This is a genomic window from Magnetococcales bacterium (assembly GCA_015231175.1).
In the GTDB taxonomy this organism is placed as follows: Bacteria; Pseudomonadota; Magnetococcia; order Magnetococcales; family DC0425bin3; genus HA3dbin3.
In genome coordinates this window covers 60181-72790 of the sequence record JADGBZ010000007.1, presented here as the reverse complement: position 1 = coordinate 72790, position 12610 = coordinate 60181, and the positions used below count along the sequence as shown (strand labels likewise).

The following is a 12610-nucleotide window of genomic DNA, read 5'->3' as shown; positions in this document are numbered from 1 at the left end:
CTAGTGGCTCAACCGACATGATTTGAAGTGTTCACTTTTCGTGACTATTCCGCAATCTTTCAAGAAAAGCTTGGAAATGAAAGCCTTTGTCAGGGCTTCGCCCCGAACCCCACCAGGGCGCTGCCCTGGACCCGCCAGGGAGCCAGCCCCCTGGACCCCGATTCATGGCTTGCCTGCACATCAAATCAACACGGTTGAGCCACTAGGGTATCTGCCTCAACTCCACCCGTCGATTGATGGCTCTACCAGCCAGGGTAACGTTCTCGGCGACAGGACGACTTGATCCGTAACCTTTTGCCGTCAGACGGAGTTTGGCAATGCCATGCCTGACCAGATAGTTCCTGACCGCCTCCGCTCGTTTTCTGGACAGCATCTCATTTTTCTTGGCTCGACCCGAGGAGTCGGTGTGTCCCTGGATCTCAAAATTCATACCCGGATTCTCCTTCAACACCCTGACGGCAGCATCCAGCGAAATGTGGGCACCGGGAGGGATATCTGCACGATTGGGCCGGAAGTTGATGTCCTTGATGACCCAACATCCCTCCGGAGTCACGGATACGCCAGAGGGTGTGTTGGAGCACTTGTCAAGATGGTCGGGGACGCCATCGCCATCCGTATCCACTGGGCAACCGTGGCTGTCCACCTTCGCGCCGGGCGGGGTATGGGGACACAGATCCTGCTCATTCAGGACACCATCCATATCCTCATCCACGGGGCACCCTTTCGTGTCCACCCGCATCCCTTTCAAAGTATTGGGACATGCGTCATCCTCATCTGGAACCCCATCTCCATCCGCGTCGAGGGGGCCTTCCTGACCAAAATAGATTTGGGTGCCGGTCCGGGCGAAAGGATGTTCACCTCGCAAATGATGCCATTGGGGCCAACCGTCGGACTTCCAGGTCTCCTCATCCTGTTCTGCCAGGGCAGGAACGGATCCCACAAGCAAGGACAGAATTCCCAACCGGATGATGGTCAAAGTAAAAAATTTCATCTCTCCTCCTGACTCGGGCGGCCAACTGGCATGGATGAGGGAGGCAATCTCCACCATCCAGAAGTGAGAGTCGCCACGCGACTCTCACGAAAAAAGGGACCAGACCGGGGCCCAGTCCCTTTTAGGGCTCAAAACATCATTCCATCAAGGCAGCGAAAAAAATCTGCGACTTCCAGTCACCACCAACCCCACGGACCGCCACCCCAACCGCCGTTCCATCCTCCATTCCATCCACCCCAGCCGCGACCGGAACCCCAACCGTAGCCAGGACCGCCCCAACCATAACCGGAACCGCCCCAACCATAGCCAGGACCGCCCCAACCATAACCGGAACCGCCCCAATACCCGGGACCACCTCCCCACCAGGCTTGACTGGTACCAGGAGCAGCCATGGTTGCCAGGGCAAGAGCGGCGGCGACACCCAATATGGCAATGGTCTTTCTCATGATTTCCCTCCTGAGATGATGAAGAAAAACAGAAAACGAGATCATTGACAACTTCATATACCCAATCGAACATGATGAAAGCAAGCCATTTTTTTCCACCCGGGCAAAGGTTTTTGCGGCTGCCTGGCCAACGAATCCCCTGCGATCCAAGGGTCAATCCCACGGGAAACACCAGGGCAAGCCCATGGCATGGCTTTACGGCTGTCGCTCTTTTCCGTTAGAATCGTGGAGGCTTGCAGAGTGTCGGGGACATGTCGATCGTGAACAATCGCGTTTCTGTTCCTTTTAATCCAATGCCATCCGCTGCCTGGCTGGAACCAACCAGAGCGGCTGGCTCGTCGTCCCAGGTGGGGGCGGCTTGACGCCAATAACGGGTGAACCATGGCCAACGTCGTGATCGTGGGAAGTCAGTGGGGAGATGAGGGGAAAGGCAAAATTGTCGACCTCCTCACCGAGAGCGCCAATGTCGTTGCCCGCTATCAGGGAGGACACAATGCCGGCCACACCCTGGTGATCGACGACAAAAAGTATGTCTTGCACCTGATCCCCTCTGGCATCCTGCACCCCGGGAAGGTCTGCATCATCGGCAATGGCGTCGTTCTGGAACCCGCCGCGCTGCTCCTGGAGATCAAGGAACTCACCAGCCGGGGCATTCGGGTCGATGGCAGCAACCTCATGATATCCCCCCTGACCAACCTGATCATGCCTTATCACCAGGAGTTGGATCAGGCACGGGAGAGACTCAAAGGCAAAGGGAAGATCGGAACCACCGGTCGCGGCATCGGGCCAGCCTACGAAGACAAGGTTGCCCGCCGGGGCATTCGCGTCGGCGACCTCTACAACCAGCTGGTCTTCGAGGAGAAGCTGCGGGAAAATCTCGCCCTCCATAACTTCATGCTGAAAAATTATTACAACTCCCCCACCTTCAGCCTGGATGCGATCCGCGATGATTACCTGCGCATGGCCGAGGAGATGGCCTCCCTCGTCGCCGATGTGGGCCACTTCCTGAGTGAGCGCATCCGTGACAACACCGCCATCCTCTTCGAGGGCGCCCAGGGGACCATGCTGGATGTGGATCATGGCACCTATCCCTTTGTGACCTCCTCTTCCACCATCGCCGGGAACGCCTGCAACGGCACCGGCCTGGGACCGACCGATCTCGACTACATTCTGGGCATCTCCAAGGCCTACACCACCCGCGTCGGCAGCGGCCCTTTTCCGACCGAACTTTTCGATGACGTGGGCGCCCACATCGCCAAAGTGGGGAAGGAGTTCGGCGCCACCACCGGACGGGCGCGCCGCTGCGGCTGGTTCGATGCCATCGTCCTGCGTCATGCCGTGCGCACCAACAGTCTGACCGGGCTTGCCATCACCAAACTGGATGTTCTGGATGGGTTGGAAAAATTGCTCATCTGCACAGGTTACACCCTCAAAAATGGTGAGACCATCGATCACATGCCGGGCGACCTCTCCCTCCTGGGCGAATGCACCCCCGTCTATGAGGAGTTGCCCGGTTGGCAGGCCAGCACCCTGGGCATCGATCAATTTGAAAAACTCCCCCAAAACGCCCGCGATTACATCCGCCGCCTGGAAGAACTGACCGAACTCCCCGTCGCCATCATCTCAACCGGACCGGATCGGGTCCACACCATCATGCTGGAAAACCCGTTCGATATCTGATTCGTGGTAACGTTTTGTCTCCCTCCCAACAAGTCCGTTGCCGGTATTGTGGAGCGGCATGTCCCCTCTTGAACGACCTGTTGTGCAAAACGTGCGGAAGAGTGGCCCCGTTTGGCTGGAGTCTGTCCGTTATCGTGAGACTTTCAGCATGGATCACGATCCCGATCATGATCCTTTGCCTGATGTTCATGTTTGCACCCGGTAAAACACCAGCCTGGTTGGAACACCTCATCCATTTTGTGCTGACCTACCTCGTGCCAGGGGATTTTTTTCCTGGTCGGTTGCCAAGATGACGCCTCCACTGGCCCATTCACCAGATCGATCAACTCCTCACCCTGCACCACATCACCCGCATCGATCACATCGAAACAGCCATGCAGGCCCTGCAACGCCAGATCGTGATCGCCGTGGGAAAAATCCAACCCCTGGCTGCAACCGCCACATCAACCCCGTCGCCCCTGGCCGCACCATCCCCGGCCAAAACCACCGATGCGGCAGCATGATATTTTAAATACCAACCCTATGCCAAGGAAGACAACCAGCGATCTTTCACCATTTCAATGTGAAAAAAAAGATTTGAGCACCAAGGCTAAGACGCCAGCCAGTTGCATGCTTAACATCCACTTGACCAGCGTCATGTCGGTCCGCAACGATGCCAGTTCGATTTGCAGGTCTTCTTGGGTCACCAACTCCCCATGAGATGTATCACAGTCTTTCAACCGTTTTTCCTCAACGCGATGTCAACCACTGCCAGGAAGCCAACCCCGCCAGGGTCATGAGCAACGAGCCGCTCACATGCGTGGCAATCGCCACCATGGCCAAGGCCAACCGACCGCTCTGCAACAGCGTTGTCACCTCCGCAGAAAAGGTGGAAAAAGTGGTAAGGCCCCCACAAAATCCAGTAATGATGAACAAGCGCCATTCGGGGGTGATATGGGGCTCCTGGGCAAAGTAGGCCATGGCCAGGCCGATGATGTAGCCGCCTATGAGATTGGCGATCAAGGTGCCGGGTGGAATGGTGGGGAAAAAACTGTTGAGCTGCAAACCTAAAAACCAGCGCAACAATGCACCCACGGCTGCCCCAACGGAAATGGCCATCACCGAAGACCACATGATATTGACCTCTTTAACTCATCAAACCTTCGATGAGAGCGTTTTTTGGGTTTGGCATCTGAGCCCATTCAGGTTTTGATCTTGCCCCGGACTCCGGCGGGGCTCCGCCCCGGACCCCGCCAGGAGGAAGGGCACAGCCCTTCCTCCTGGACCTCCATCCCAGTTTTTTAATCGTTTTTTTTATTTTTTTCTTTGTTTTTGAGCCGTTGCCAAAATGCCAACCGCCGCGCAATCTCCCGTTCAAACCCCCGCTCCACCGGCTGATAAAACCGCTCCCCGCGCAAAGCATCCGGCAAATACTCCTGCGCCACATACCCCCCCTCATAATCATGAGCATAGCGATAACCCGACCCATAACCCAACTTTTTCATCAAGGCTGTCGGCGCGTTGAGAATATGCAGAGGCGGCGGCATGTACCCACTCTCCGCCGCCCGCCGCCGCGCCAGCGTAAAAGCCTCATAAATGCTGTTGCTTTTGGGCGCCGTGGCCAGATAAACCACCGCCTGCGCCAGAGCCAGATCCCCCTCCGGCGAACCCAAAAAATGAAACGCATCCCGGGCATGCAACGCCACCGCCAGTGCCTGCGGATCGGCATTGCCCACATCCTCCGTGGCAAAACGAATCATGCGCCGGGCAATATACAACCCATCCTCGCCCCCCTCCAACATGCGCGCCAGCCAGTAAAGAGAGGCATCGACATCCGATCCCCGCAACGACTTGTGTAACGCCGAAATCAGGTTGTAATGCCCCTCCCCGGCCCGGTCGAACAACGCCGACCGCTGCGTCAGGGATTTTTCCAGATCCCCCACTCCCAGTTTCCGCCCCGGCGCTTCCCCGGTCAATTCAACCAAAGTCTCCAGCAAGTTCAACGCATACCGCGCATCGCCCCCCGCCCGCCGGGCCATTTCGGCCAAAACTCCCTCCTCAAGATGCACCGCACGCTCACCATACCCCGCCACCGGATCGTCCAACGCCCTGCCCAGCAAGGTCACCAAAGCCATCTCGGACAACGGCTCCAACACCACCACCCGACACCGGGACAACAGGGCGTTATTCAACTCAAACGACGGGTTTTCCGTCGTAGCCCCGATCAGGATCAACGTGCCGTCCTCGACAAACGGCAAAAAGGCATCCTGCTGGCTCTTGTTGAAACGATGAATCTCATCGACAAAAAAAATGGTTCCCACCCCCTCGGTGTTGCGCACCATTTGGGCCCGCTCCACCACGGCCCGCAACTCCCGCACCCCGGAAAATACCGCCGACACCGACTCGAAGCGATTTCGGGTATGGGCTGCAATCACCCGCGCCAAAGTGGTCTTGCCACAACCAGGTGGACCCCAAAGAATCAGCGAGGGGATATGGTCGTTCTCCAGCGCCATCCGGATCAGACCACCCGATCCCAGCCACTTGTCCTGGCCGAGAATGTGCTCCAGGGAGGTTGGACGCATGCGGTCGGCCAAGGGGGCTTCTCCCCGGCCTGACTCTCTCATCCCTGCGGCTCCTCCACAGGGGCCGACACCACCCGTCCCACCAAATCGTATTCGTGAGATTCGGTGATTTTCACCGGCACGATACTGCCAGGTTTGATGTGGGATCCATCATTGATGTACACCACCCCATCCACATCAGGGGCCTGTCCGGCATAACGCCCCTGCATCAACACCCCCCCCCCGGGAGAAACATGATCCACCAACACCGGCAACGTCTGACCGACAAGCCTGGCAAGCTTGTCGCGACTGATGCCCTGTTGCAAAGTCATCAATTTGGCCCGACGTTCTTCCGCCACAAGGTGGGGCACCTGATCGGCCATGTCGCTCGCCGGGGTGCCTTCCTCTTTGGAGTAGGCAAAGACCCCCAAATGGTCAAAGCGCGCCTCGGCGACAAAATTGTACAAGGCCTGAAACTCTTCGTCCGTTTCACCGGGAAAACCCACCAGCATGGTTGTGCGGATGATGGCATCAGGCAAAACGCCCCGAATGCGCCGCAACAAACGCCCTACCGAGGGGGCCCGTTCGGCCCGTTTCATACGAGTCAACACATGGGTGTGAAAGTGCTGAAGGGGCATATCCAGATAGGGTAAAATTTTTTCATGCCGCAAAATGGTGATCAACAGCCGATCACTGATCAACGTCGGATAGAGGTAGAGCATCCGGATCCATTGGATACCGTCGATATCACCCAGACGGTTCAACAGGGAGGGCAGGTCGGTGCGGGGACTGAGATCCCGGCCATAGAGCGTCGTATCCTGGGAGACGAGATTGATCTCCTTGACCCCCTGCTTGGCCAGGCGCCGCACCTCCAGCTCGATATCCCGGGGCATGCGGGAACGAAACGGACCGCGCAACTTGGGTATGATGCAAAAGGTACACGGATTGTTGCACCCCTCGGCTATCTTGACATAGGCCGTGTGGCCAGGCGTGGTCAGTACCCGGTCGGAACTCCCCTTGGGCAAAAACGTCGGAGGGCCCAGCCCTACCAAAGGCACCTCCGGATTGGGATTTTTTGAATTGACCAGCGGAATGAGCCGCTGATATTGACCCGAACCCAAAATGACATCCAGGCCCGAAAAATCCTGGGCCAACCGTTCGCCATAGCGTTGGGAAAGGCATCCGGTCACCACGACCCGTTTTCCGGGGTGTGCCATTTTCACCGCCAGCATCTCCCGGATCGCATCACGGGACTCAGCCTCGGCCTCAGCCACAAACGCACAGGTATTGACGACCAGAATATCAGCCTGCTCGGGGTCATTGGTCAGTTGGTAGCCCTGATTGCGAAACTGCCCCAACATGAACTCGCTGTCCACTTGGTTCTTGGCACAACCCAAGGAAATCACGCCGATCTTCCGGTCACTGTTGCCCGACATGTTCTTCAATCCCGGAAATTCTCGAATTGGAGTGGCTGGCCAAGATTTTCTTTGCGCAGGAGGGCAATGGCACTCTGGAGGTCATCTCGTTTCTTCCCGGAAACGCGGACCTCCTCCCCCTGAATGGCCACCTGAACCTTGATTTTGGACTCTTTGACCCTCTTGACGATCTCCCGGCCCAAATCCTTGTCGATACCCTGGCGAATCGTGATATGCTGGCGGACCAATCCACCCGAAGCCGGCTCAATTTTGCCAAAATCCATGGATTGGGGATCTACCTGGCGGCGAATGAGCTTGCCCCGCAGAATGTCGACGATCTGTTCGAGTTTATACTCATCTTCCGAGATTAATTTGATCACCGACTCTTCCCGTTCCAGCTTGCTCTTGGACCCCTTGAAATCAAACCGGTTGCCAATCTCCTTGGCAGCCTGATTGACGGCGTTGTCCACTTCCTGCAAATCCACCTTCGAGACAATATCGAACGATGGCATAAAACGATCTCCCTCTACCCAGTGACCCCATCCGATGGCATCAAACGATCTTCCTCTACCCGGCAACCCCATCCGATGGCATCAAACGTTCTTCTTCTACTCGGTAACCACATCCACGCCTGTCGGTGGTGCGAAACGAAAACTTTGCCGATCCAGGGACCGGCTGGCGCGCATATCATGAAAAGTAAATCGGGAACGGTTGCCCAGGTTGTCAACCACGACCATGTTGCGGATATGCTCCCCGTCTGGATCCAGGGTGACGGCGATCTCCTGGAAGTTGCTGTCAGCTTGGCGCGGACGCAGGGTGACAGTCGGCGTCTTCCATTCCGGATCCGTGACGGCCTTCCAATCGAAGGTCTCCTCGACCCGCCTGCTGGCAATCAAAAAACCAGCCGGGGTTTTTTCCATCTGTTTGACCGAGACCCGGGTCGCCTGTTGAAGCTCCGGTTCATAGTGCCAGATCCATTCGCCATCCGAGACAATCAGCTGGACATAGGGGGTCTGGTAATCCCAGCGGAACAGGTTGGGTCGAAGCGCGGTAAACCGGCCCTTGTATTCGGTTTTTTTTCCATTGGCAGGGTCGGAAACCACCTGGGTGAAGTCGGCATCGATGCTTTTCAACCGGTCAAGGAAGGCCTGCAACTGCTCCAGCGGCGCACGATCCTCCTCTGCCCTGGCGAGCGTCGGGCAAAGAAACAATAAAATCAAAACGATACCGCCAAAAACACGACGACCCGACTGCCAACTTTCGCCCATGCACATCCCTTACGCAACGATCACCCACCCGTGGGGGAACCCACTTGTCACGACGCAGCACGACAAGATCCCCTCGCCCGATGGTTTATCCATAACATCCATTTGTTTCCACCGCAATCAGGTTCGATTGTCTCAACCACATTTTCATTCGCGGGCGCATCCATGGGTACGAATACAGAATGGAGTTGCCAATCGTCACTTGACTTGGGCTGAAAATTCGCTATGGAGTTGCCAATCGTAACTTGACTTGGGCTGAAAATCCGCTGAGATGTTTTGATTTTCCCAGGGTCAGCTGCCCGTCATAATCCTCGACGATATCGCAAACGATATCCAGACCCATGCCAAAACCTGGTTTGGTCGTGTCCGTGCGGACTCCGCGTTCCGGAATGTGTTGTAATTGGTCATCCGGGCAGCCAGGACCATCATCTTCGACTGTCAGGTGGAACACTCCGGCATCGCTGGCGACGCGACAATCGACCCTGCTCCTGGCCCATTTGCAGGCATTGTCCAGCAGGTTACCAGCAAGTTCCAGCAAATCCTCCCGGTCCATGGGAAGCACAAGACCTGTGGGAACCTCCAAGGAGACAATCACCTCTTTGGATTGGTGCGCCAGTTTGAGGACGGCAACCAGTGCTGCCAACTCTTCCTGAATATCAACGTTGCGTGTGGGGGTGCCAGAACCAGCTGAGCGAACCCGCTTCAATTCCCGATCCGTCAACTGGCGAATGGCTTCAACCTGTCTTCGGAGGGTCTCCTGCAAATCGGTTTGCACCGCAAAGCATGGATTGCTTCCAAGTTGCAGGAGGATGGTCAACGGGGTCTTGATGGCATGCGCCAGATTGCTCGTGGCATGCCGGGCGCGTTGCAACCTCCGTAGAAGCGTTGCAACCAAACGGTTGATTTCAAGAATGAATGGAAGGATTTCCACAGGAACGGAAACCGTATGCAGCATCTCCACCTCACCGCGTTCCAGACGTTGGATCTCCATGCAGGCACGGTTCAATGGCTGCAAACCACGCCGAAGCGTCCAACGTTGCAGAATCAACAGCACACCGATGGCCAAAAGAGAGAGCATGGCGTGCCAAAATTGCAAAAGAGCAATCCCTTGGTGAATGCTGGTCATATCTTCGGCCACACTGATCGTGACGACTGAACCGAGTTTGACAAAGCTCCGGGTCAGAACCAGCAACGGTTGCTGACGAGGACCAACCAGATTGGATAAAATCTCGCTGCCAACAGCTACTTCAGGGAGAGGCAAGGTGTTGTCCCATAGAGAGCGGGAGCGTAAAAGGATCCCTCCCACCTTGAGGGCGTAATAGTGTCCAGACCATGGCTGCTGATAGATGGGGTCTGCCTGGACAAGCACTGTGTCATGGCCAGGATGAACACGGGTCTGGGCCAGAATGGTATGGGCATCATGCGCAAGCCGGGAGGTCACATGATTGTAAATGATCCGGTCCAGAACCCATTCGACAACACCCCACTGGATGGCCATGGCAACGACCAACAGCAGGGCCAACTGCCAAGTCAGCCGCTTTTGCAAGGAAGGGTTCATGGCGCCGCCCGAAAAACATAGCCCTGACCACGGCGGGTCTCAATGCGTTCCTGTCCAACAAGTCGGCGCAGTCGTTTGACGTACACCTCGATCACATTACTGTCCTTGTCGGCATCGTATTCGTAGATATGTTCGGTCAATCTGGTTTTTGAGAGAACTTCATCGGCATGAAACATGAAATAACGGAGCAGACGAAACTCGGTTCCTGTCAGAGACTTCGTTTCTCCCGATGGCAGATGGACCTCCTGGGTTTCTTCGTTCAAGGTGATACCCGCCAAGGTCAACGTTCCCTTGGTGGTCGTATGGCTGCGACGCAAAAGGGCGTTGATACGGGCAACAAGCTCCTGAATGTGAAATGGCTTACCGAGATAATCGTCTGCCCCGGCCTTGAAGCCATCCACCCGTTCGTGCCAGGCGTCCCAGGCGGTCAGAATCAATACCGGCATGATATGGCCATGCTGACGCCAATTTTTTAAAACCTCCAAACCATGCCTGCCTGGCAAACCCAGATCCAGAATCACCAGATCATAGGGTTCGGACTCCCCCATGAATTCGGCTTCCACACCATCATGTACGATGTCCACGGCATACCCGGCATGGTTTAAATCTTTTTTGATGGTGGCAGCGAGGGTGCCATCATCTTCTACCAGTAAAAAACGCAAACGTTACTTCTCCTTTTCCTGTTCAAGGAGGACACCGTTGGTTGCATCAAACTCCAATTCCCAGACAATACCTTGTTGGGTCACCAACTCCAGTTCGTAGATATACCCACCGTGACGACGCTTCAACTTGACCTCCAACAGACGTCCCCGTTGAAAGTTTTGACTGGCTTTTAAAATTTTTTCCAGGGGAAGGATGATCCCTGCTTGCACCAGGCGTCTGACATCTTCGTGATCGTCGTCGGTCTGACCGATGACAGGATGCAACATGCAGAGCACCGGCAAAAGGAAAGGAAGCCTCCATCCCCTGAAAAACATCGATCGCAGGTCAATCTTCCCAGCGGCCATGGCCCGGAATGCTCACCGCATGTTCGTTGTAGGAACCCTTGATGGCGTCAGAGTGGCATACTTCGCGAGATCAGAGTCATGCCAAGGATTACAATGCCCAGGGTAAGAGGAGCGCGTTTACGGCCAGTGAACATGCTTTTGACCAGGTTTTCACGATGCTGCAACGTCGCCACCAACACCCCCGTCACATGCAGGACCACCAGAATCAGCAACAAATTGGCGAAGAGTTCATGCAGGAATCCAAGAAGTTTGACCACACCCATGCCCAACCCGGCAGTCATGGGCCACAGGATGCCATGAAATTCCTTGGTGTCGTAGGCAGCCATTCCCAGGAAAACCGTCAACAGGAGAACCAGAAGAATCGCAACCACCATACCTCCGCCTGCCGGATTATGGCCAACATAGTGCTCCGGCTTACCCTTCAGAATGGATCGCACGCAGGACAGGATCCGCCTTGGTCCACGGACGAATGTGTAAAATCGGGCATGCCGTGGGCCAACAACCCCCCAGACAAGACGGAAAACCACCAGTCCAAGTATCAAATGCCCAGCCAGCACATGGAGGAACATGAAATCGTCCTCCGCAAGAAAAGCCAAACTCACACCAAACACCATACCCCAATGGCAGATACGTACAAGAGGATCCCACACGGAAACGGTTTGTTCTTTTTCGCGCATTTTCCTTCTCCAATAAAGTTTACGTTGGAGAGGAGTCTGGAGAGACAAGCTGAATCCAGGCTGAAAAGGAAACAGAAAGCAAAAAAAAATTGGTACCATTGACCCTGTCAAACCAATGTAACCTACAAAAAAACTTCGTCAATCACCTTGGCCTCCAGGACGTTCTCTGTCCACCTCCCCAGGGCTGCAAGATCAGCCTGGGCAAGTCTGGCATGCACCCACTCCGGAACCGAGCCAAACCGCTTCTCAAGCAGTCGATACAGAGTGCGTCTTTCACCTTCGCGAAGCCCTTCCTGACGCCCTTCCTGACGCCCTTCCTGGCGTGCCAACTGAACCGCTCCCTGGGCATCCGCGATGGCAATGCCGGCTTTGTCGTAAAGTTCATACTCCTCTGCTGTCATATTGGCCACGGTGGCCCTTGCAAAGGCGTGGCGGATTGGCTCAACTCGTATCCGATCCGGAATTGCCTCCACGGAACCGGCAAACCTGATGAACCAGATCCACTGGTCCAATACGTCGGTCAGTTCCCCGATGGATTTGTTGAATTTTGGCAACTCGATAAAACAGTGAAGGATTTCCTGAAGAAAAGTCTGCCCGGTGACCGCCTCTCGGGTCTCATGACGCGAGACGCAGTGGTCGAAACCATCGAACAGGGGAAAATCGGTGATGGTGATGGCAATCACCTGGTTGAGCTTGGGATAATCTTCGCCTTTTTCAATCTGGTGAACGTAGGCCTTGGCGGCGTTGTACTGGATCCGTTTCAGGAAAGCAGCCGTCTTCTGAATCTGCATCTCCACAATATAGGAAACGCCACGATGATCCCGGCATTTGACATCCAGTACCGAGTATTTCAGTTCACGGACCTTCGGCGCCAAAAAGGGGTCCAGGATCGTCAGTTCAACAATGCGGCGTTCACCCTCAAGTTCCAGGAGGCTCTCAAGAAAACTGATCAAAATATCCTTCGCATCTTCGCTGCCGAAGATCCTCTTGAAGGCAAAGTCGATTCTTGGGTCGATGAATTTCACGTGCGA

14 protein-coding genes are annotated in these 12610 nt (G+C 55.5%); 1 reads left to right on the top strand and 13 read right to left on the bottom strand.

What is annotated here, in order from left to right; all coding sequences use genetic code 11:
• Positions 1 to 202: 202 nt before the first annotated feature.
• Together HQL63_02840 and HQL63_02835 are read right to left on the bottom strand one after the other, a co-directional pair.
• Positions 203 to 991 (bottom strand): OmpA family protein, encoded by a 789-nt coding sequence (locus HQL63_02840; protein MBF0175777.1) that lies wholly within the window; start codon positions 989 to 991, stop codon positions 203 to 205.
• Between the two features lie 176 nt (positions 992 to 1167).
• Positions 1168 to 1437, bottom strand: coding sequence for a hypothetical protein (locus HQL63_02835; protein MBF0175776.1), 270 nt, complete (start codon positions 1435 to 1437; stop codon positions 1168 to 1170).
• 381 nt (positions 1438 to 1818) lie between these two features.
• On the opposite strand from HQL63_02835, the gene HQL63_02830 reads away from it, so the two are divergent.
• Positions 1819 to 3117, top strand: a complete 1299-nt coding sequence (locus tag HQL63_02830) for an adenylosuccinate synthase (protein ID MBF0175775.1) — start codon at positions 1819 to 1821, stop codon at positions 3115 to 3117.
• Between the two features lie 143 nt (positions 3118 to 3260).
• On the opposite strand, the gene HQL63_02825 is transcribed toward HQL63_02830, so the two are convergent.
• From HQL63_02825 to HQL63_02775, 11 genes are all read right to left on the bottom strand, one after another.
• Positions 3261 to 3539, bottom strand: a complete 279-nt coding sequence (locus tag HQL63_02825) for a hypothetical protein (protein MBF0175774.1) — start codon at positions 3537 to 3539, stop codon at positions 3261 to 3263.
• 307 nt (positions 3540 to 3846) lie between these two features.
• The gene (gene crcB / locus HQL63_02820; GenBank protein MBF0175773.1) at positions 3847 to 4230 is read right to left on the bottom strand and encodes a fluoride efflux transporter CrcB; all 384 of its coding nucleotides are present in this window, start codon (positions 4228 to 4230) and stop codon (positions 3847 to 3849) included.
• A gap of 167 nt (positions 4231 to 4397) precedes the next feature.
• Positions 4398 to 5720, bottom strand: coding sequence for a replication-associated recombination protein A (locus HQL63_02815; protein MBF0175772.1), 1323 nt, complete (start codon positions 5718 to 5720; stop codon positions 4398 to 4400).
• Positions 5717 to 7093: a 30S ribosomal protein S12 methylthiotransferase RimO gene (gene rimO, locus HQL63_02810; protein ID MBF0175771.1), complete on the bottom strand. Its 1377-nt coding sequence runs from the start codon at positions 7091 to 7093 to the stop codon at positions 5717 to 5719. Before rimO ends, HQL63_02815 begins: the two co-directional genes overlap by 4 nt.
• A gap of 5 nt (positions 7094 to 7098) precedes the next feature.
• Positions 7099 to 7584 carry a YajQ family cyclic di-GMP-binding protein gene (locus tag HQL63_02805; GenBank protein MBF0175770.1) on the bottom strand — a complete coding sequence of 162 codons (486 nt, stop codon included), beginning with the start codon at positions 7582 to 7584 and terminating at the stop codon, positions 7099 to 7101.
• 96 nt (positions 7585 to 7680) lie between these two features.
• Positions 7681 to 8340: an outer membrane lipoprotein chaperone LolA gene (lolA, locus tag HQL63_02800; GenBank protein ID MBF0175769.1), complete on the bottom strand. Its 660-nt coding sequence runs from the start codon at positions 8338 to 8340 to the stop codon at positions 7681 to 7683.
• A 220-nt stretch (positions 8341 to 8560) separates the two neighbouring features.
• On the bottom strand, positions 8561 to 9895 hold the full coding sequence (locus HQL63_02795; GenBank protein ID MBF0175768.1) for a GHKL domain-containing protein: 1335 nt from the start codon (positions 9893 to 9895) through the stop codon (positions 8561 to 8563).
• Positions 9892 to 10557, bottom strand: coding sequence for a response regulator transcription factor (locus tag HQL63_02790; GenBank protein ID MBF0175767.1), 666 nt, complete (start codon positions 10555 to 10557; stop codon positions 9892 to 9894). Before HQL63_02790 ends, HQL63_02795 begins: the two co-directional genes overlap by 4 nt.
• 3 nt (positions 10558 to 10560) lie before the next feature.
• The gene (locus HQL63_02785) at positions 10561 to 10872 is read right to left on the bottom strand and encodes a PepSY domain-containing protein (protein MBF0175766.1); all 312 of its coding nucleotides are present in this window, start codon (positions 10870 to 10872) and stop codon (positions 10561 to 10563) included.
• Between the two features lie 77 nt (positions 10873 to 10949).
• Positions 10950 to 11579, bottom strand: a complete 630-nt coding sequence (locus HQL63_02780; protein MBF0175765.1) for a cytochrome b/b6 domain-containing protein — start codon at positions 11577 to 11579, stop codon at positions 10950 to 10952.
• 122 nt (positions 11580 to 11701) lie between these two features.
• Positions 11702 to 12604: an Rpn family recombination-promoting nuclease/putative transposase gene (locus HQL63_02775; GenBank protein ID MBF0175764.1), complete on the bottom strand. Its 903-nt coding sequence runs from the start codon at positions 12602 to 12604 to the stop codon at positions 11702 to 11704.
• Between the last annotated feature and the right edge of the window lie 6 nt (positions 12605 to 12610).

Excerpts from the sequence above, each read along its gene's own strand:
- HQL63_02840 (MBF0175777.1), bottom strand. The coding sequence starts at position 991 with ATGAAATTTTTTACTTTGACCATCATCCGGTTGGGAATTCTGTCCTTG.
- HQL63_02835 (MBF0175776.1), bottom strand. The coding sequence starts at position 1,437 with ATGAGAAAGACCATTGCCATATTGGGTGTCGCCGCCGCTCTTGCCCTG.
- HQL63_02830 (MBF0175775.1), top strand. The coding sequence starts at position 1,819 with ATGGCCAACGTCGTGATCGTGGGAAGTCAGTGGGGAGATGAGGGGAAA.
- crcB (MBF0175773.1), bottom strand. The coding sequence starts at position 4,230 with ATGTGGTCTTCGGTGATGGCCATTTCCGTTGGGGCAGCCGTGGGTGCA.
- HQL63_02815 (MBF0175772.1), bottom strand. The coding sequence starts at position 5,720 with ATGAGAGAGTCAGGCCGGGGAGAAGCCCCCTTGGCCGACCGCATGCGT.
- rimO (MBF0175771.1), bottom strand. The coding sequence starts at position 7,093 with ATGTCGGGCAACAGTGACCGGAAGATCGGCGTGATTTCCTTGGGTTGT.
- HQL63_02805 (MBF0175770.1), bottom strand. The coding sequence starts at position 7,584 with ATGCCATCGTTCGATATTGTCTCGAAGGTGGATTTGCAGGAAGTGGAC.
- lolA (MBF0175769.1), bottom strand. The coding sequence starts at position 8,340 with ATGGGCGAAAGTTGGCAGTCGGGTCGTCGTGTTTTTGGCGGTATCGTT.
- HQL63_02795 (MBF0175768.1), bottom strand. The coding sequence starts at position 9,895 with ATGAACCCTTCCTTGCAAAAGCGGCTGACTTGGCAGTTGGCCCTGCTG.
- HQL63_02785 (MBF0175766.1), bottom strand. The coding sequence starts at position 10,872 with ATGTTTTTCAGGGGATGGAGGCTTCCTTTCCTTTTGCCGGTGCTCTGC.
- HQL63_02780 (MBF0175765.1), bottom strand. The coding sequence starts at position 11,579 with ATGCGCGAAAAAGAACAAACCGTTTCCGTGTGGGATCCTCTTGTACGT.